Origin of the sequence: Ramlibacter agri, from assembly GCF_012927085.1 — a bacterium.
Lineage (GTDB): Bacteria > Pseudomonadota > Gammaproteobacteria > Burkholderiales > Burkholderiaceae_C > Ramlibacter > Ramlibacter agri.
Genome location: NZ_JABBFX010000001.1, coordinates 555669 through 573825, shown reverse-complemented (window position 1 = coordinate 573825; position 18157 = coordinate 555669). Strand labels below are relative to the sequence as shown.

The window sequence follows — 18157 nt, the reverse complement described above, 5'->3', positions numbered from 1 at the left end:
TCAGCCCGCCCCGGCTCGCGCCAGGTGCACCTGGTGCAGCGTGATCTTGCGCACCTCCGCCTGGCTGGTCTCGATGTGGGCGCGCAGCAGCAGCACCGCCTGGTCGCCGCGGCGGCGCTGCACCGCCTTCAGGATCCTGGCGTGTTCGTCGTAGGTGGCGGCAATGCGCGGCTGCTTGGTGAAGTCCAGGCGCCGGATGATGCGGATGCGCTCCGTCACCTCGCGGTGCACGCGCGCCATTTCCGCGTTGCCGGCCGCGGCCACCAGCGCGCAGTGGAAGGCCTCGTCCCAGGCCGCCACCTGTGCCGCATCGCCGCTGCGCGCGGCGGCCGGCACCAGCCAGATCGCGGCCAGTTGCTCCAGCAGCGCCTGGTCGACGCGGCTGTCGCCGGCGCAGATGCGCTGGACGGCCGTGGTCTCCAGCACCATGCGCAGGTCGTAGAGCTGCTCGAAGCGGTCGAAGTCGAAGGGCAGCACGCGCCAGCCGCTGCGGAACAGCACCTCGACGAAGCCCTCCTGCTGCAGCCGGTACAGCGCCTGCCGCACCGGCGTGCGGCTGACGCCCAGGCGCTCGCTGACTTCGTGCTCGGTCAAGCGGTCGCCAGGCACCAGCCGGAATTCGGCCACGTCGCGCTTGAGCTGGTCGTAGACGTCGTCGGCGCGCGAACGATGGGCGTGGACGGCGGCGTGGGTGCGGGCCGCGACGGCCCTAGCGTGTGAGTGCATGCAGCAATTGTGGGCTGGTGGCGGTCCAGCCGACGATGGCGCCCTGGGCCCGCACCATCTCCAGCGTGGCCGCCTTGAAGGCCGGGAAGTAGCTTTCGGTGCAGTCCTCCAGCAGCAGGCAGTCGTAGCCGCGGTCGTTGGCTTCGCGCATGCTGGTCTGCACGCACACTTCGGTGGTGACGCCGCCGAACACCAGGTGCGTGATGCCCTGGTCCTGCAGCAGTTCGTGCAGCGGCGTGGCGTAGAAGGCGCCCTTGCCGGGCTTGTCGATGACGATCTCGCCCGCGAGCGGCGCCAGCTCCGGCACGATCTGGTTGCCGGGCTCGCCGGCAACGAGGATGCGTCCCATCGGCCCTTCGTCGCCGATGCGCAGGCGCGGGTTGCCGCGGTTGCGCTTGGCCGGCGGGCAGTCGCTGAGGTCCGGCCGGTGCGCCTCGCGCGTGTGCACCACGGTGCCACCGGATGCTCGCCAGGCGTCGAGCACTGCGCTGCACGCCGGCAGGATCGCCTGCAGCAGCCGAACGTCGTTACCCAGCGATTCGCCGAAGCCGCCCGGCTCGACGAAGTCGCGCTGCAGGTCGATCAGGACGAGGGCGGTAGTGGCGAGCTCGAAGTCGTAGGGGAAGGGGTGGGCGGCCAGGCGCGTCATGCGGCGACCTCTTCTTCCTGTTCGACGACCTGCGGCAGAGCGGCTGCCGGCGCATGGTGGCCGCCGCCCATGTGCGCGCCCAGCACCTGGCGTTCGGCGCTCGCCGCATCGCATTCGTAAGCAATGCGGCCTTCACTCATCACCGCGATGCGGTCGGCCAGCTCCAGCAGTTCGTCCAGGTCTTCGCTGATCAGGAGCACCGCGCCGCCGCGCTCGCGCACGCCGCGGATGCGCGCGTGGATCTCCGCCACCGCCGCGAAGTCGAGGCCGAACACCGGGTTGGCGGCGATCAGCACGCTGATCTCGCCGGCCAGTTCGCGCGCCAGCACCGCGCGCTGCACATTGCCGCCGGACAGGCTGCGCATCGGCGCGTCCTCGCCGCGGGTCTTGATGCCGTAGGCCGTGATCCACTCGCGCGCGCGTTCGCGCCAGCGGGAGAAGTGCAGCACGCCGGCGGCCGCCAGCGGCGCGCGGTCGAAGTCGCGCAGCGCCATGTTCTCGGCGACGCTCAGGTCGCCGACGCAGGCATTGCGCAGCGGCTCCTCGGGCAGGCTGCGCACCTGCAGCCTGTGGTTCTCGCCGCGCCGCGCCGCATAGGGCTCGCCGCGCACGCGCACGCGGCCGCCGGCGCGTTCGCGCTGCCCCACCAGGGCTTCCACCAGCTCGCGCTGGCCATTGCCCGAGACTCCCGCCAGGCCGAGGATCTCGCCGGGCCGCACTGCCAGCGACAGGCCGCGCACGGCCAGCGTGCCGCGATCGCCCATCACATCCAGCGCGTCCACCTCCAGCGCGGGCCTCGCTGCCACGGCCGGCCGACAAGGCGCGCGCGGACGGACATCGGCCTGCGCCACCTGCGCGTCACCGACCATCGCCTGCGCGAGGCGCGGCGGGTCGGTGTCCCGCACCGCGCATTGATGCACCTGGCGGCCGCGCCGCAGCACGGTCACGTCGTCGGCATAGGCCATCACCTCCCGGAACTTGTGCGTGATGATCAGCACCGTGCAAAGGCCAGCGCGCGCGAACGCGCGCACGTGACCCAGCACCTCGTCGGCCTCCTGCGGCGTCAGCACCGAGGTGGGCTCGTCCAGGATCAGCAGGCGCGGCTTCAGGTACAGCTGCTTCAGCAGTTCCAGCTTCTGCTTCTCGCCGGCGGCCAGCGCGATCGGGCGCGCGTCGAGGTCCAGCCGGAAGGGCGTGGTCGCCAGGAAGGACTCCAGCGCTTCGCGCTGCCGCCGCCAGGCGATCACGCCCGGCACCGCGCCGCCGGCCAGCAGCAGGTTTTCGGCGACGGTCATGCCCGGCGCCAGCGTGAAGTGCTGGTAGACCATGCCGATGCCCAGCCCGCGCGCCACGACCGGGTTCGCGATGTCCTGCTCGCGGCCGTCGGTGACGATGCTGCCGTGCTCGGCGCGGTGGAAACCGGCAATGCACTTCACCAGCGTGCTCTTGCCGGCGCCGTTCTCGCCCAGCAGCGCGTGCACGCTGCCCGGCGCCACCTTCAGGCTGACGCCGTCCAGTGCCGTGAAGCTGCCGAAGCGCTTGGTGAGTTCGTAGGTTTCCAGCGCCATGGCGCCGGTGGGTGGCGGCAGCGGATCGACTCTCATAAGACCTCCAGCACCGCGGACGAAGGCGCGTGCGCTCCGAACACGCCGCCCTGCATCGTGACCATCTTCAGCGCCGCTTCGTGGTTGCAGCGGTCGGTGGCCGCCGTGCAGTCCGAGAGCAGCAGGCACTCGAAGCCGCGGTCGTTGGCTTCGCGCATCGTGGTGTGCACGCAGACGTCGGTAGTGATGCCCGCCAGCAGCAGGTTGCGGATGCCGCGCGTGTGCAGCACCAGTTCGAGGTCGGTGGCGCAGAAGCTGCCCTTGCCCGGCTTGTCGATGACGGTTTCGCCGGGCAGCGGCGCCAGCTCCGGGATGATTTCCCAGCCCGGCTCGCCGCGCACCAGGATGCGTCCGCACGGGCCCGCATCGCCGATGCCGACGCCGCCGGTGCCGGCCTGGCGCGAGCGCCAGCGCTTGTTGGCTGGCAGGTCCGACAGGTCGGGACGATGGCCTTCGCGCGTGTGCATCACGTGCCAGCCACCGGTGCGCAGCGCCGCCATCAGCTGGCGCAGCGGCGCGATGGGCGCGCGCGCGAGCGAGATGTCGTAGCCCATCTTGTCGACGTAGCCGCCAGGGCCGCAGAAGTCGGTCTGCATGTCGATGACGATGAGCGCCGTGTTCGACGGCTTCAGGTTGCCGTCGAAAGGCCAGACATAGGGATTCGCGCGGACGTAGCGTTCCATGTCACCTCGCCGAGAACTCGCCCGGCGCGCCCGCCGCCAGCTGGCCCGGCTTGCAGCTCAGGACCAGGATCAGCAGGGTCAGCACGTAAGGCACGATGTTGAACAGGTGGTAGCCCCAGCCGATGCCGATGGCCTGCAGCGCCGGCCCGAGGGCACCGGCTCCGCCGAACAACAGCGCCGCGCCGACGCAGCGCAGCGGGCTCCAGCGAGCGAAGATCACCAGCGCCACGGCGATCAGGCCCTGGCCGCTGGAGATGCCCTCGTTCCAGCTGCCCGGATAGAACAGCGTGAGGCAGGCGCCGCCGAGGCCCGCGACCATGCCGCCGGCGATGGTGGCTGCGATGCGGATGGCGGGCACCGAGTAGCCGAGCGCGCGCGCCGCCTGCGCCGAATCGCCCGCCATGCGCACCAGCAGGCCGGCGCGCGTGTTGGCGAAGCCCCACCAGAGCGCCACGGCCAGCAGCAGGCCCAGCGGCACCAGCGGGTTGATCTGCAGCGCCGCCTTCACCGCCGGCGAACTGCTCCAGTTGCCCAGTTCGATCGGCGGCAGCTGCGGCGCCTGGGGCTGGATCAGCGGCTTGCCCAGGTAGAAGGCCAGCCCGGTGCCGAGCAGCATCAGCGCGATGCCGGTGGCGACGTCGTTGACGCGCGGCAGCGAACACAACACGCCGTGCAGCGCAGCCAGCGCGCCGCCGGCCAGCACCGCGCACAGCACGCCCAGCCAGACGGAACCGGTGAGGTAGCTGCCACCGAAACCGCACATGGCCGAGAGCACGAGAACGCCTTCCAGCCCCAGGTTGATGCGACCCGCCTTCTCGGTGATGCATTCGCCGAGGGAGACGAAGAGGAAGGGTGCGCCGACGCGCAGGGCGCCGCCGAGGATGCCGGCGACGAGGGCGAGGAGTTGATCGGCAGTCATGCGCTCTTGCCACGCCACGATGGATCCCGGGTCGGGCCCGGGATGACGAACAGGCGGGCCCAAAGCGCCTTCCAGTCCACGTCCCGCAGCGCTTCGCTCGCGAGGATCAACACGAACGCGATCCCCTGCAGCACCAGCACCGACGCATCGGGCAAGCCCAGGCGCCGCTGCAGCAGGCTGCCCGCCGCACCGAAGCCGCCGAACAGGATGGCCACCGGGATCACCGCGAGCGGCTCCTGCCGGGCGATGAAGGCCACCAGGATGCCGGCATAGCCGTAGCCCGCGATCAGCGAGGCATTCGCGCTCGTGTGCACCGCCGCCACTTCCACCGCGCCCGCGAGGCCCGCCGCGCCGCCACCAAGCGCGCAAGCCAGCAGGATGAGCCCCGCTGCCGGCAGCCCTACGAGCTGCGCCGCGCGCGGGTTCCCACCCACCACGCGCGTGGCGAAGCCGGAGGGCAACCAGCGCAGCCACACCGCTGCGGCCAGGCAGGCCAGCACGCCCAGCACCAGCCCCCAGTGAACGTCCGAGCCGGCGATGCCGCCGATGCGCAGGCTCTCGGCGAGCGCATGCGTCGACGGCTTGTTCAGCGACGCCGGGTCGCGCAGCGGTCCTTCCACCAGGTGCTTGAACAGGCCGATCGCTACATACGCCAGCAGCAGGCTGCTGATGGTTTCGTTGACGCCGCGCCATTGCCGCAGCCAGCCGGCCAGCGCGATCCAGGCAGCCCCGGCCAGCGCGCCCGCGACGCACACCGCCACCGTGCCCGTCCACCCGGTGAATGGCAGCACCTGCGCCGACGCAGCCGCCGCCAGCCCGCCCAGCACCAGCGCGCCTTCGCCGCCGATGATGACCAGCCCGGCGCGCGCGGGGATCGCCACGCACAGCGCCGTGAGCATCAGCGGCGCGGCGCGCTGCAAGGTGTTCTGCCAGGAGAACCAGTCGCCGAAAGCGCCCTTGAACAGGATCACCCAGGCTTCGACCGGGCTCGCGCCGGCGAAGGCGACGAAGCCGCCGAACAGGACCAGCGCCGCCAGGATGGCGGCAACCGGCAGGGCGGCTTGTTGCAGGACGCTTCGCATGCCCTTGCTTTCAGCCGGCGCTGCCGACCACGCCTTCGACCAGGTAGTTCATCTTCTCCAGCTCGATGTCGGTCTGCTTGTAGACCTTGCCGGCGGGGATGGCGACACCGCCCTTGTTGTCCTTCAGCGGGCCCTTGAAGATGTCGAACGTGCCGGCCACCATCTGCGCCTTGATGCCGTCGGCCTGCTTCTTCGCGGCGTCGCTGACCGCGGGCCCGTAGGGCGACATCTTCACGTAGCCCTCCTTCAGGCCGCCGCGGATGAAGTTGGGATGCGGCTTGCCGCTGCGCGCCGCGTCGAGGAAGGTGGTGTAGGCCGTCAGCCAGTTCCACTCGGCGCCGGTCAGGTAGGCTTGCGGCGCCAGCTTGGCCTGGCTCGCGTGGTAGCCGCAGACCATCTTGCCGCGCTTGGCGGCCGTCTCCACGATCACCTTGGGCCCGTCCACGTGCATGGTGAAGACGTCCACGCCCTGGTCGGCCAGGCTGTTGGTCGCCTCGGCCTCCTTCACCGGCATGGACCAGTCGCCGGTGAAGATCACCTGCGTCGTGAGGTTCGGATGCACCGAGCGTGCGCCCATGGTGAAGGCGTTGATGTTGCGCAGCACCTGCGGGATGGGCTTGGCGGCGACGAAGCCCAGCTTGCCGCTCTTGCTCATGTGGCCGGCGACGACGCCATTGAGGTACTGGCATTCGTCGATGTAGCCGAAGTAGCTGGCCGTGTTCTTCGGGTGCTTGCCCTCGGTCCACATGCCGCCGCAATGCGCGAAGCGCACGTCCGGGTACTTGGCGGCCACGGCCAGCATGTGCGGGTCGAAGTAGCCGAAGGAGGTGGGGAAGACCAGCGTGGCGCCGTCCTGCGCGATCATGCCGGTCATGGTCTTCTGCACGGCGGCGGTCTCGGGCACGTTCTCCTCCTCGACCACCTTCACGCCGGGCAGTTTCTTCAGCGCCGCCGCGGCCTCGGCCTGCGCCTGGTTGTAGCCGTAGTCGTCGCGCGGCCCGACGTAGATGACGCCCACCGTGATCGGCTTCTGGGCGAAGGCGAAGGGGCTGGCGCCGAGCGCCGACAGGGCGGCGATGGACTTCAGCGTGTCGCGGCGGTTGAAGTGCTGGCTCATGGTGCTCTCCTCACGGGTTGAAAGGGAATCAGGCAAGCAGGCTCACGTGGGCGGCGACGACGCGCCAGCCTTCCGGCATCCGTACCCAGGCCTGGCTCTGGCGGCCGGTGCGCGCGCTGCCGCTGCGGCGAAACTCGGTGTCGGCGGTAGCGAAGTCGCGGCCGTAGGTGGTGATGACCGTCTTCAGCAGCTCGCGCCCGAGGCCTTGCGCAGGACGGGCCGCGCGGAAGGCCGCGATCGCGTCCCAGCCGTACAGGTTCTCGCCGGCGCCGTAGCGCAGCGTGTGCGGGCTGTTCCAGAACAGCTCGTCGAGCACGGCGACGTCGTTGGACGTGAGCGCGCGTTCGTAGCGTTCGAACTGGGCCCGCACTTCGGCCAGGACCTCGGGCAGGTTGATGTCCATCACAGCCGCGCCACTCCTTCGTCCTGCAGCACCTGCGCGGCGCGCAGGCAGAGGTCTTCGCGCCAGGGCGCGGCGATCAACTGCACGCCGATCGGCAGGCCGCCTGCTCCTTCCGGCCACAGCGGCGCGGCCACCACCGGACAGCCGGCGAAGGAGATCGGCTGCGTCAGCAGGCCCAGCGAAGGCCGGCTCGGATGCCGCTGCCCATTGATGTCTATCCACTCCTCGCCGATGCGCGGCGCGCTCACCGGCGTCGCCGGTGCGATGAGCAGGTCCCAGTGCTCGAACAGTGCGTTGACCCGCGCGCGGTAGGCGCGGCGGAAGCGCTGGGCCCGCAGGTACCAGGCGGCGGGCTGCAGGGCGCCGGCGATGAAGCGGTCCACCGACAGCGGCTCGAAATCCTGCGGCCGCCGGCGCAGGTCGTCCAGGTGCAGTGCGCCGCCTTCGCTGGCGGTGACGATGAAGGCGGCGGCGCGGGCGGCAGCCGCATCGGGCCATTCCACCTCCTCGCTCGCGCCCAGCGTGCGCGCAGCCAGCTGCGCGGCGGCGCGGGCAGCCGGGCCGGCAAGATCGTGGAAGTAGCCGCCCAGCAGGCCGATGCGCAGTCCTTCGACGCCGCGTGCCAAATGGGGCACAGCGGGCTGCGCACGCAAAGCGTGGCAGCCGGGATCGAGCGGGTCGGCGCCTTGCATCGCATCGTAAGAGAGGGCCAGCCCTTCGACGCTGTCGGCCAGCGGCCCGAGATGGTCGATGCTGTGGACGAAGGGATAAGTGCCACGGCGCGAAAGGCGGCCGAAGGTGGGCTTCAGGCCCCACACGCCGCACAGCGAAGCCGGCACGCGGATGGAGCCGTTGGTGTCCGAGCCCAGCGCCAGCGGCACCTGGCCCGCGGCCACCGCCGCGCCCGAGCCGCCGGAAGAACCGCCCGCCATGCGCGCTGCGTCGTGCGGATTGCGCGCCGCCCCGTAGTGCGTGTTCTCCGTGCTGAAGCCGTAGGCGTATTCGTCCATGTTGAGCGCGCCCACCAGCACCGCGCCCGCTTCACGCAGGCGCTGCACCAGCGCGGCGTCGGCGCGCGCCGGCGCCAGCTCGCGGTTGATCTTCGAGCCGGCCAGGGTGGTGACGCCTTCGATGTCGAACAGGTTCTTCACCGCGTATGGCAAGCCCGCGAGCGGCGGCAGCGGCTCGCCGGCCGCGCGCCGGCGGTCGATGGCATCTGCCTCGGTGCGAGCGCGCTCGATGGTGCGTTCGGTAAAGGCGTTGATGCGCGGCTCGCTGGCGGCGATGCGCTCCAGCGCCGCCTCGCACAGCTCGCGCGCGCTGCGCTCGCCGGAGGCCACCGCCTGCAGCAGGTCCAGCGTCTTCATGCGGCGTCCTCGGCCGGGAAGGGCGCAGGCCGGTAGACCTCGGCCGGTTCGTCCTCGGGCGCCAGCGGCGCGGCTTCCAGCAGGCGGGCCAGCGCCACGGTGCGCGCGAGGTGCATGGCCACGGCTTGCGCCCGCGCTTCGTCCAGCGGCATGGCGAGCAAGCCCGCAGCGGCCTTCACATAAGCCAGGACTTCGTCTTCCGTCATGCGACCCGCTCCGTCTGTGCGGCCAGGTAGGCGCGCCAACCGCCGAACTCGCTGATGTCCTCGGCGTGCTCGGTGGCGAGCGCTTCGCAGCTGAAGCCCTGCACCTGCGTGCCGTCGTCCAGGCGCAGCGTGGCGATGCCCAGCGGCGGCGGGATCATGGCCACGAAGGAGCCGTACTGCTCCAATGGCATCTCCCAGATCTCCAGCGCGATGCGCGCACCGCTCCCCGGCGCGACGCGCAGCAGCCCCGGCTTGGGCGGCGTGGTGCCGGGCAGCGCATAGAGCCGGTAGTCGGGTGCCGTATGTGCGCTGCGCAGCAAGGTCGCGCCCCGCTCGGTGAGCTGGCCATTCAGCGGCATGCCGGACAGGTGCGCGCCGACCACTGCGACCTTCACGGTGCGCGGCGCTGCGAGGCCGGGAATCGATTCCGGCGGCGGCAGCGGCACGCCGGTCGCCCCTTGCGGCAGGCCGGTGGCGTGGTGAAAGCGCTGGCCCAGTTCCGCCAGCTGCCAGTCGCTGCCGCAAGCGCCGATGAAAGTGATGCCGAAGGGCAGGCCGTCCGGGCGCATGGCGGCCGGCACGGCCAGCGCCGCGTAATCGAGCAGGTTGACGAAGTTGGTGTAGGCGCCCAGGTTGCGGTTGAGCGCGACTGGGTCGGCGTGCATCTGGGCGATCGTGTAAATCGTCGGCGCGGTGGGCACCACCAGCGTGTCGATGCGGTCCCACATGACGTCAGCCAGCTGGCCGTAGGAGCGCAGCATGGCTTGCGCCTCGCACCACTCGGCGGCGCTGTAGCCGCAACCGGCGCCGATGATGCTGCGCACCGGCTCGATGATGTCGCCATCGCGGCCGTCGAAGAAGCTGCGCAGGGCCGCATAGCGCTCCGCCACCAGCGCGCTTTCATAGAGCAGCGCGCCGGCGCCCGCCAGCGGCCGGTAGTCGACGGCCACGCGCGTGCCGCCCAGCTCCTGCAGTGTCTGCACGGCCTGCACAAAGGCGAGGCGCGAGAGCTCGTCGCCGAAGAAGTTCAGGCGGTCCGGCACGCCGAAGCGGAAACGCGCCGGGAAGGGGCGGTCTACCAGCTTCAGCTTGCGCGAGTACGGATCCTCCGGGTCGTGGCCATGCGCCGCCTGCAGCACGCGTGCCGCCATGCCGACTGTCGGCGCGAAGATCGACACGCAATCCACGCTCTGCGCCGCCGGCAGCACGCCGCGCGTGCTGAGCAGGCCCTTGGAGGGCTTCAGCCCCACGATGTTGTTGAAGCCGGCCGGCACGCGGCCCGAGCCCGCCGTGTCCGTGCCCAGCGCGAAGTCCGCTTGCCCGGTGGCCACGACATAGGCCGAGCCCGAGCTCGAGCCGCCGCACACATAGGCAGGGTTGAACGCATTGGGTACCGCGCCGTAGGGCGAGCGCGTGCCGTTCAGGCCGCAGGCGAACTGGTCGAGGTTGGTCTTGCCGAGCAGGCGTGCACCGGCGGCGAGCAGGCGCTGCACCACGCTGGCGTGCCGCTGCGGGCGGTAGCTGAAGGCAGGGCAGGCCGCGGTGGTGGCGACGTCCTCGACGTCGATGTTGTCCTTGACGGCGAAGCGCAGGCCGGCGAGCGGCCCCTCGTCCCGCAGCGCGATCGGCGGCTCGGTGCGGACGATCCAGGCCGCGGCCGGCGAGCCATCGCGATCGGGTTGCACGGGGAGCCGGAGTTGCACCATGGGCGAGCATCCAAACTTGTATGCAAGTGCTGGATGCAAGGGTTGTGCCAAACAACCGGGCGCGCCCGGGGCCCCGGCGCGGGAACAAGAGCCGTCGACTCAGTCCAGCTCGCGGACGCGATAGAGCTCCCACCGGTCCGGCACGCCCCGCAGCGAATGCGTCCCACGCTGCGTGAACGCCAGCGGGGAGCCGGCCAGGAGATCCTTGATCGTGCGAGACGCCAGCACCTCCCCGCATCCGGCCAGGGCCGCGATACGAGCGGCCGTGTGCACGGCAAGCCCCATGACCTGGCCGCCGCGGACCTCGACCTCACCGGTGTGGACTCCGGCCCTGGCTTCCAGGTCCAGGGTGCGCACATAGCGCAGCATCGCCTCGGCGCAGCGGACCGCCTGCCGCGGCCCCTCGAACACCGCGAGGATCCCGTCGCCGGCGGTGTCGACCACCTCGCCTCCATGGTGCCGGACCTGCTCGCGCAAGCCTGCATGCAGTTGCTCCAGCACGTCTGCCCAGCGCTGGTTTCCCAGTTCCGCAAGCGTTCGCGTGGAATCGGCCACGTCGGCGACGACGATCGTGGCCACACGCCGATGCGCCGCCTCCCCGGGTGCCTTGCCCGTCAGGAATTCCTGGATGGCCCCTGCGATTTCCGAGCAGTTCTCGGTGGTGTGCGGGAAGTGGTCCCGGGACTGGAGTTCCACGTACCGCGCGCCAGGGATGCGCGCGGCAAGCTCGCGGCTGTAGTCCACAGGCACCACCTGGTCCCCACTGGCATGCATGACCAAGGTGCGCGCCTGGATAGCCGGCAGGATGTCCCGCAGGTCGACCTGGGCCGACGCGGCACTGAGCGCACAAGCCCGTGCAGGTGATGCCGCCAGGCGCTGGGCGTGCGCGAGCCAGAGGCGGTAGTCGGCATCCTGCGCGAGCGCGGGAGCGATCGCTTCCAGCCACGCGGGGTTGGCGTCGTTCCCCCACCTCTGCGCCAGCAAGCGCAGGTACTTTTCCTGCACGGGCGCCGGGACGCCGTCCGGATAGCCAGGAACGCTGGTATGCGCCCAGCTCGCATACAGGACCAGCGCATCGACACGCCCGGGGTTCGCTGAAGCAAAGCTCAGGACCGCGGACCCGCCGCCGGCGATGCCCATGAACGCCGCGCGCTCGAGCCCCAGGGCATCCATCAAGCTGGCGAGATCGCGGGCGCGCCCCTGCGTCAGGTCGTTCGGGGTGATGGGCGACGGATCGGACAAGCCGATGCCGCGCTTGTCCAGCAGCACCACGCGCGTGAACCTCGCGAGAGCCAGGAACAGCCGGGAGGGTTCCGGCCGCGACCAGACCGCCTCGATGTGGGTCAACAGGCCGGGAACGACCACCAGGCAACCCGTGCCTGCCCCGAACGACTGGTAGGCGATGCTGCCGTCGGCTGTGCTCAGGTACTTCACTTCGGGTGGAGTCATGGGAGCTGTGGCAGGGCTGCAGGCTTCTGCCGACTCTGAACCGAAAGCCGCCCGTGCGCAACACGCGATTCGCCGGGCGGCTTGGCCTTGTTCCCCCCCTCGCCCCCGGGCAAACCCGGATGGTGTACCGGTTAGTACATGAATTAACGTACTGATTCGTACATTTCATCCGCCGCCTCCGGGCGGGCCGGTTTTCCCACCTCCACTCCCCGGAGGCCACGTGCTTCGAATGGTCCTGCGCCGCTTGGCGCTCTCGGTGCCGCTGCTGCTGGCGGTCACCCTGCTCACCTTCCTCCTCAACAGCCTGGCGCCCGGCGACCTCGCGCGCACCCTCATGCAGGGCGAAGGCAGCGAACAGCAGTACCAGGAACTGCGCCACCAGCTGGGGCTGGACCAGCCGCTGCTGGCGCAGTACGGCCACTGGCTGCAGCAAGCCGCCACCGGCGACCTCGGCACGTCCTACTTCACCAAGGAGAGCGTGGCCTCGCTGCTGAACGACCGCATCGGCGTCACCGTGTCCATCATGGCCGGCGTGCTGGTCGTGTGCCTGGCCGCCGGCCTGGCGCTAGGCGTGCTGAGCGCGCTGCGCGGCGGCTGGGTCGGCCGCTTCATCGACACGCTGTCGCTGGTGGGCCTGACCCTGCCTTCCTTCTGGGTGGCGCTGGTGCTGATCGCGGTGTTCGCGGTCTGGCTGCAGTGGCTGCCCGCCACCGGCTACACGCCGCTGCGCGACAGCCCGCGCGAGTGGTTCCTCTCGCTGGTCCTGCCGGTGCTGTCGGTCTCGCTGATCTCCATCACCACCATCGCCAAGCAGACGCGCGACTCGATGAACGAGGTGATGGGCCGCGACTTCATCCGCAGCCTGCGCGCCAGCGGCCTGCCGGAGCGCAGCATCATCTGGAAGCACGCCCTGCGCAACGCCTCGCTGCCGGTCGTGACGGTGCTGGGCCTCGTCATGGTCAACGCCATCAGCGGCGCCGTGTTCGTGGAGCGCGCCTTCGTGCTGCCCGGCCTGGGCAGCCTCGCCGTCAGCGCGGCGCAGAACAACGACATGGCGCTGATGCAGGGCGCCACCTTGTACTTCACGCTGCTCACCATCGTCATCAACCTGCTGGTCGACCTGAGCTACGGCTGGCTGAACCCCAAGGTGCGCGTGCAATGAGCGAAGCCACCGCTGCCCTGCCGGTGACGGCGCCGGTCGCCATCGCGCTGCCGAAGACCTTCCTGCAGCGCCTGCTGCGCAAGCCGCTGGCCTGGGTAGCCATCGCCTGGCTGGCGCTGGTGCTGGGCCTGGGCCTCGCCGCCAACCACGTCGCGCAGTTCGACCCGCTGGACCAGGACCTGCTGGCGGTCAAGCAGCTGCCGTCCGCCGAACACTGGCTGGGCACGGACACGCTGGGCCGCGACGTCGCCAGCCGCGTGCTGCACGGCGTCACGCCCACGTTCATCGGCGTGCTCCAGGCGCTTCTGGTGGTGTCCGCGCTGGGCGTCGGCATGGGCCTGGCGGCCGGCTACTTCGGCGGCCGCACCGATGCCTTCGTGGGCCAGCTCACCAACCTGTTCCAGGCCTTGCCGATGATCGTCATCGCGCTGGCGGTGCTGACGGTGTTCCACCGTTCGATGCTGGCGGCGATGGTCACCTTCGGCATCATCGGCTCCGCCGGTCCGGCGCGGGTGATCCGCAGCGCCACGCTGGCGATCCGCAACGAGCTCTATATCGAGGCCGCGCGCATCTCCGGCCTGTCAGACATCTCCATCCTGTTCCGCCACGTGCTGCCGCGCGTGGTCGGCCCGGTGATCGTGCAGCTCTCGCTGATCGCCGCCATCGCCGTCATCGTGCAGACCGGCATCAGCTTCCTGGGCCTGGGCGTGCCGCCGCCCGCGCCCACCTGGGGCGGCGGAATCTTCGAGGCCGCCGCCAGCCTCAACGACTTCCCCTGGCTGCTGGTCCCCAGCGGCGGCGTGGTGGCGCTGACCATCCTGGCTTTCGGCCTGCTGGGCGACGCGCTGCGCGACACCGCCGTGGAAGCCTGGTCGCGCCCGGTGCACCGCAAGGCCACGCGCCTGGTGGACAACGCCGGCCTGGCCGCCGGCGCCTTCGGCCAGGCGCCCGGCAACGCCGTCCTGTCCGTGCGGGCGCTGAGCATCGTCACCGGTGAAGGCGCGCAGCAACGCACGCTGGTCGACCGCGTCGACTTCGACCTGCTCGCCGGCGAGACGCTGGGCCTGGTCGGTGAGTCCGGCAGCGGCAAGACGCTGACCAGCCTGGCCCTGATGGGCCTGCTGCCGCCCGGCACGCGCATCGCCAGCGGCGCGCTGCGCCTCGCGGGCCAGGTCATCGACCTCACCGACGAAGAGCGGCTGCGCTCGCTGCGCGGCCAGGACTTCGCGATGATCTTCCAGGAGCCGATGGCGGCTCTGGACCCGTGCTTCACCATCGGCCACCAGTTGGCGGAAGTGATCCGCTGCCACGCCAGGCTCGATGGCCGCCAGGCGCGCGAACGCGCGATCGCGTTGCTGCGCCAGGTGAAGATCCAGAACGCCGAAGAGGTGGCGAAGCGCTACCCGCACCAGATCTCCGGCGGCATGGCGCAGCGCGTGGGCATCGCGCGCGCGCTGGCGCCGCACCCGAAGGTGCTGTTCGCCGATGAACCGACCACCGCGCTCGACGTCACCGTGCAGGCCGACATCCTGGAGCTGCTGCGCACGCTGAAGGAGGAGCACGGCATGGCGGTCGTCTTCGTCACGCACGACTGGGGCGTGGTAGCCGACATCTGCGACCGCGCGATGGTGCTGTTCCGCGGCCGCATGCTGGAGACGGCGGACGTCATCGACATCTTCGACCGGCCGCAGCACCCCTACACGCAGGCGCTGCTGCGCGCCAACCCACACAACGCGCCGCCCGGGCAGGTGCTGCCCACGGTAGACGAGACGCTGGCGCGCATGGCGCAGGAGGCCGCATGAATCCGCTTCTTTCGGTGCAGGACCTGCGCATGGACTTCGCCCAGGGCCGCGGCAAGGTGGCCCAAGTGCTCAAGGGCGTCAGCTTCGACATCGCACGCGGCGAGACGGTCGGCCTGGTGGGCGAATCGGGCTCCGGCAAGACCACCATCGGCAAGATCATCCTGGGCCAGCTGCAGGCCACGGCGGGCCGCGTCGTCTTCGATGGCGAGGACATCACGCACGCCACGCGCCAGCGCCGCCGCCTGCTGGGACGCGAGATCCAGGTGGTGTTCCAGGACCCGATCGGCTCGCTGAATCCCTCGCGCACCATCGGCGACACGCTGGCCGAACCGCTGATCGCCGCCGGCGTGCGCGATGGCAACGAGATCCGCCAGCGCGTGGCCGACATCCTGCAGCGCGTCGGCATGCCCGTGGACACCGCGCTGCGCTACCCGACGCAGTTCTCCGGTGGCCAGCGCCAGCGCATCGCCATCGCCCGCGCCGTCATCAACCGGCCGCGGCTGGTGGTCTGCGACGAGCCGGTGAGCGCGCTGGACCTGTCGGTGCAGGCCCAGGTGCTGAACCTGCTCAACGAGCTGCAGCGCAGCCTGCAGCTGTCGCTGCTGTTCATCTCGCACGACCTCACGGTGGTGCGCCACGTGTCGCGCCGCACCGTGGTGCTGTACCGCGGAGAGATCGTGGAGCAGGGCGATGCCGCGCAGGTGCACGACGCGCCGCGCGATCCCTACACCCAGGCGCTGCTCGCCGCATCGCCGGTGCCGCATCCGGTGCTGCAAAGGCAAAGACGCGAACAGTGGCGCGCCCAGCGCACCGCTGCCTGAAATCATTTCGTCCACAAGGAAGAACCATGGAGAGACATCCCCTTTCGCGCCGAGCCGTCCTGGCCCTGGCCACCGCGGCGGCCCTCGTTAGCGTGCCGGCCTTCGCCCAGGACAAGGTGCTGACTGTCGGCAACCCCTTCGCGCCCCTGAGCATGGATCCGTCCCTCTCGGGCAATGGCCGCGCCGGCACGCACCTGATGCCGGCCTACGAGCCGCTGGTGCGCGTGCGCGCCGACGGCAGCCTCGAGCCGGCGCTGGCCACCGCCTGGGAAATGAGCCCGGACAGCAGGCAGGCCACTTTCACCTTGCGCCGCGATGCGAAGTTCAGCGACGGCGAACCCGTCAACGCCGAAGCGGTGAAGAGGTCGGTCGACTACTTCCGCAACAAGAAGGGCGGGCCGTTCGCGGTCAACCTGGCGACCGTCACCGCCATCGACACGCCGGCGCCGGACAAGATCCGCTTCACGCTGAGCGAACCGAACCCGGCTTTCCTGAACCTGTTCGAGGCCTACTGGCTCGCCGGCGACATCATCAGCCCCAAGGCGCTGGCGCACCCCGACAGCCTGGCCAAGGAGACCTTCGGCGCCGGCCCCTACAAGCTGGACCCGAACGCCACGGTCACGGGCAAGACCTACACCTACGTCCCCAACCCGTTCTACTACGACAAGTCGCGCATCAAGTGGGACAAGATCGTGCTCTCGGTGTTCGAGGACCAGAACGCCGCGATCCAGGCCATGAAGGCCGGCCAGGTGAAGTTCCTGGTCAGCGACCCCGTCACCGGGCATGCCAACGCCGGCAAGCTGGGGCCCAGGATCCACGTGGTCTCCGAGCCGGTGCAATGGACCGGCATGGTCGTCGTGGACCGTGACGGCGCCGTCAACCCCGCGCTGAAGGACGCGCGCGTGCGCCAGGCCATCAACCTGGCGCTGGACCGCAAGCTGATCTCCAAGGCCATCCTCGGCGAGTTCGCCGAGCCCACCGTGCAGCTGCAGGGCAAGGGCTTCATGGGCTACGACGCCGCCAACGAAGCGAAGTACCCGTACGACGTCGCCAAGGCCAAGGCGCTGCTGGCGCAGGCCGGCTACGCGAACGGCCTGAACATCAAGCTCTCCTACGTCAACAACACGCTGAGCCGCACGATGTCGCAGGTGGCCGTGGGCCAGCTGAAGAAGATCGGCATCAACGCGCAGCTCGACGAGCTGCAGGGCTTCGGCGCCATGCTGGCCGCCGCCGCCAACAAGCAGCTGGAGGTGCTGTTCTTCAACAGCAATTCCGGCGTGCCCAACCTCGCGCGCTTCCAGACGCTGGCGCCCAACGGCAGCCTCAACTTCTACCACTCGCAGGACGCGGAGCTGACGAAGCTGATGGACGAAGCCGCGAAGCTGCCCTTGCCCAAGGCCGAAGCCGCCTGGAAGAAGGTCTACGCGCACACGGTGGACCTGGCCTGGTTCGCGCCGGTGGCCGCCACCAGCACCGTCTATTTCACCAGCGACGACGTCAAGACGCCCAGGATCGGCCAGTCCGTCGTCATCGACCTCGTCAACGTGGTGCCCGCCAAATGAGTGAAACGAAAGCTCCCCTCGACGCCGAGATCGCCGAGATCGACCGCCGCTGGAAGGCCAGCGGCATCCCCGACCTGTACGTGGGCAGCGGCCCCGAGATGCGCGCCCGCGGCATCGAGGTGCGCAACCGCTTCTATCCCAAGCCGAAGCTGAAACACGGCGAGATCCGCGACATCCGCATCGGCAACATCCGCGGGCGCGTCGTGCGGCCCGTGCAAGGCGAGCCCACCGCGACGCTGGCCTACTTCCATGGCGGCGGCTTCATCCTGGGCGACCTCGATTCGCACGAGGCGCACTGCATCCGCATCGCCAACGCGACCGGCGCGGTGGTGGTGAGCGTGGACTACAGCCTGGCGCCGGAAGCTCCCTTCCCCGCCGGCGCCGATGATTCGATCGCGGCCTCGCGCTGGATCTACGAAAACCGCGCCCAGTTCGGCGGTGCGGACCAGCCTTTCGCGCTCGGTGGCGACAGCGCCGGCGGCAACATGGCCGCGGTGTCGGCCATCGCCTGCCGCGACGCCGGCGTCCCGGTGGCGGTGCAGTTCCTGCTCTATCCAGCGACCGACATGACCGGCCCGGCACACGGACCGGTCGGCACGCATTACCTGGGCGAAGGGCCGGAGCGCGAACGCAAGGCGCGCGACTGGCGCGCCTCGCCGGTGCTGGGGGACCTGAAGGGCGTGGCGCCCGCCATCATCGGCGTCGGCCCCTACGACTTCCTGTACCGGGACAACCTGGCCTTCGCGCAGGCGCTGCGCGCCGCCGGCGTGCCGGTGAACCTGCGCGAGTTCCCCACGCTGAACCACGGTTTCTTCAGCTACACGGCGGTGTCGAAGGCCAGCCTGGAAGCCGCCGAATCGCTCTGCGCCGACCTGGCTGCAGCCCTGAAGCGCTGACGC

Annotated in this window: 17 protein-coding genes; 5 read left to right on the top strand and 12 right to left on the bottom strand. The window is 70.4% G+C overall.

Going from position 1 to position 18157, the window contains the following annotated elements:
• From HHL11_RS02830 to HHL11_RS02775, 12 genes are all read right to left on the bottom strand, one after another.
• Entirely contained in the window at positions 1–726 is a 726-nt protein-coding gene (locus HHL11_RS02830; protein ID WP_169416917.1) for a GntR family transcriptional regulator, read from the bottom strand.
• Positions 710–1375 carry a cysteine hydrolase family protein gene (locus HHL11_RS02825; RefSeq protein ID WP_169416915.1) on the bottom strand — a complete coding sequence of 222 codons (666 nt, stop codon included), beginning with the start codon at positions 1373–1375 and terminating at the stop codon, positions 710–712. The genes HHL11_RS02830 and HHL11_RS02825 overlap by 17 nt, the downstream gene beginning before the upstream one ends.
• Positions 1372–2979 carry an ABC transporter ATP-binding protein gene (locus HHL11_RS02820; protein WP_169416913.1) on the bottom strand — a complete coding sequence of 536 codons (1608 nt, stop codon included), beginning with the start codon at positions 2977–2979 and terminating at the stop codon, positions 1372–1374. The genes HHL11_RS02825 and HHL11_RS02820 overlap by 4 nt, the downstream gene beginning before the upstream one ends.
• Positions 2976–3662: a biuret amidohydrolase gene (biuH, locus tag HHL11_RS02815; protein WP_169416911.1), complete on the bottom strand. Its 687-nt coding sequence runs from the start codon at positions 3660–3662 to the stop codon at positions 2976–2978. Before biuH ends, HHL11_RS02820 begins: the two co-directional genes overlap by 4 nt.
• Position 3663: 1 nt before the next feature.
• On the bottom strand, positions 3664–4581 hold the full coding sequence (locus HHL11_RS02810; protein WP_169416909.1) for an ABC transporter permease: 918 nt from the start codon (positions 4579–4581) through the stop codon (positions 3664–3666).
• A complete protein-coding gene (locus HHL11_RS02805) occupies positions 4578–5663 on the bottom strand; it encodes an ABC transporter permease (protein ID WP_169416907.1) in 1086 nt (361 codons plus the stop codon). The genes HHL11_RS02810 and HHL11_RS02805 overlap by 4 nt, the downstream gene beginning before the upstream one ends.
• Before the next feature lie 10 nt (positions 5664–5673).
• Positions 5674–6780, bottom strand: coding sequence for a BMP family ABC transporter substrate-binding protein (locus HHL11_RS02800; protein WP_169416905.1), 1107 nt, complete (start codon positions 6778–6780; stop codon positions 5674–5676).
• A gap of 28 nt (positions 6781–6808) precedes the next feature.
• On the bottom strand, positions 6809–7183 hold the full coding sequence (gene hpxZ, locus HHL11_RS02795; RefSeq protein ID WP_169416903.1) for an oxalurate catabolism protein HpxZ: 375 nt from the start codon (positions 7181–7183) through the stop codon (positions 6809–6811).
• A complete protein-coding gene (locus HHL11_RS02790) occupies positions 7183–8550 on the bottom strand; it encodes an AtzE family amidohydrolase (RefSeq protein WP_169416901.1) in 1368 nt (455 codons plus the stop codon). Before HHL11_RS02790 ends, hpxZ begins: the two co-directional genes overlap by 1 nt.
• Complete coding sequence (locus tag HHL11_RS02785) at positions 8547–8756, bottom strand: DUF4089 domain-containing protein (protein ID WP_169416899.1); 210 nt, start codon at positions 8754–8756, stop codon at positions 8547–8549. Before HHL11_RS02785 ends, HHL11_RS02790 begins: the two co-directional genes overlap by 4 nt.
• Complete coding sequence (gene atzF, locus HHL11_RS02780; RefSeq protein WP_169416898.1) at positions 8753–10462, bottom strand: allophanate hydrolase; 1710 nt, start codon at positions 10460–10462, stop codon at positions 8753–8755. The genes HHL11_RS02785 and atzF overlap by 4 nt, the downstream gene beginning before the upstream one ends.
• Before the next feature lie 99 nt (positions 10463–10561).
• Positions 10562–11896, bottom strand: coding sequence for an alpha/beta fold hydrolase (locus HHL11_RS02775; protein ID WP_169416896.1), 1335 nt, complete (start codon positions 11894–11896; stop codon positions 10562–10564).
• A gap of 244 nt (positions 11897–12140) precedes the next feature.
• On the opposite strand from HHL11_RS02775, the gene HHL11_RS02770 reads away from it, so the two are divergent.
• Genes HHL11_RS02770 through HHL11_RS02750 form a run of 5 tightly spaced genes read left to right on the top strand, consistent with a single transcriptional unit; the run spans position 12141 to position 18154 of the window.
• Positions 12141–13073, top strand: a complete 933-nt coding sequence (locus HHL11_RS02770; RefSeq protein WP_240980142.1) for an ABC transporter permease — start codon at positions 12141–12143, stop codon at positions 13071–13073.
• Entirely contained in the window at positions 13070–14875 is a 1806-nt protein-coding gene (locus tag HHL11_RS02765) for a dipeptide/oligopeptide/nickel ABC transporter permease/ATP-binding protein (protein ID WP_205964202.1), read from the top strand. The genes HHL11_RS02770 and HHL11_RS02765 overlap by 4 nt, the downstream gene beginning before the upstream one ends.
• Entirely contained in the window at positions 14872–15696 is an 825-nt protein-coding gene (locus HHL11_RS02760; RefSeq protein WP_169416893.1) for an ATP-binding cassette domain-containing protein, read from the top strand. Before HHL11_RS02765 ends, HHL11_RS02760 begins: the two co-directional genes overlap by 4 nt.
• A gap of 26 nt (positions 15697–15722) precedes the next feature.
• Positions 15723–17258, top strand: coding sequence for an ABC transporter substrate-binding protein (locus HHL11_RS02755; RefSeq protein ID WP_169416891.1), 1536 nt, complete (start codon positions 15723–15725; stop codon positions 17256–17258).
• A complete protein-coding gene (locus HHL11_RS02750; RefSeq protein ID WP_169416889.1) occupies positions 17255–18154 on the top strand; it encodes an alpha/beta hydrolase in 900 nt (299 codons plus the stop codon). Before HHL11_RS02755 ends, HHL11_RS02750 begins: the two co-directional genes overlap by 4 nt.
• The last annotated feature ends 3 nt before the right edge of the window (positions 18155–18157 follow it).

Bases quoted from the DNA above. Each gene is read 5' to 3' on its own strand.
- HHL11_RS02750 (WP_169416889.1), top strand. From the start codon at position 17,255: ATGAGTGAAACGAAAGCTCCCCTCGACGCCGAGATCGCCGAGATCGAC.
- atzF (WP_169416898.1), bottom strand. From the start codon at position 10,462: ATGGTGCAACTCCGGCTCCCCGTGCAACCCGATCGCGATGGCTCGCCG.
- HHL11_RS02760 (WP_169416893.1), top strand. From the start codon at position 14,872: ATGAATCCGCTTCTTTCGGTGCAGGACCTGCGCATGGACTTCGCCCAG.
- biuH (WP_169416911.1), bottom strand. From the start codon at position 3,662: ATGGAACGCTACGTCCGCGCGAATCCCTATGTCTGGCCTTTCGACGGC.
- HHL11_RS02770 (WP_240980142.1), top strand. From the start codon at position 12,141: ATGGTCCTGCGCCGCTTGGCGCTCTCGGTGCCGCTGCTGCTGGCGGTC.
- HHL11_RS02825 (WP_169416915.1), bottom strand. From the start codon at position 1,375: ATGACGCGCCTGGCCGCCCACCCCTTCCCCTACGACTTCGAGCTCGCC.
- HHL11_RS02810 (WP_169416909.1), bottom strand. From the start codon at position 4,581: ATGACTGCCGATCAACTCCTCGCCCTCGTCGCCGGCATCCTCGGCGGC.
- HHL11_RS02800 (WP_169416905.1), bottom strand. From the start codon at position 6,780: ATGAGCCAGCACTTCAACCGCCGCGACACGCTGAAGTCCATCGCCGCC.
- HHL11_RS02785 (WP_169416899.1), bottom strand. From the start codon at position 8,756: ATGACGGAAGACGAAGTCCTGGCTTATGTGAAGGCCGCTGCGGGCTTG.
- HHL11_RS02830 (WP_169416917.1), bottom strand. From the start codon at position 726: ATGCACTCACACGCTAGGGCCGTCGCGGCCCGCACCCACGCCGCCGTC.
- HHL11_RS02805 (WP_169416907.1), bottom strand. From the start codon at position 5,663: ATGCGAAGCGTCCTGCAACAAGCCGCCCTGCCGGTTGCCGCCATCCTG.
- HHL11_RS02755 (WP_169416891.1), top strand. From the start codon at position 15,723: ATGGAGAGACATCCCCTTTCGCGCCGAGCCGTCCTGGCCCTGGCCACC.
- HHL11_RS02790 (WP_169416901.1), bottom strand. From the start codon at position 8,550: ATGAAGACGCTGGACCTGCTGCAGGCGGTGGCCTCCGGCGAGCGCAGC.
- HHL11_RS02765 (WP_205964202.1), top strand. From the start codon at position 13,070: ATGAGCGAAGCCACCGCTGCCCTGCCGGTGACGGCGCCGGTCGCCATC.
- HHL11_RS02820 (WP_169416913.1), bottom strand. From the start codon at position 2,979: ATGAGAGTCGATCCGCTGCCGCCACCCACCGGCGCCATGGCGCTGGAA.
- hpxZ (WP_169416903.1), bottom strand. From the start codon at position 7,183: ATGGACATCAACCTGCCCGAGGTCCTGGCCGAAGTGCGGGCCCAGTTC.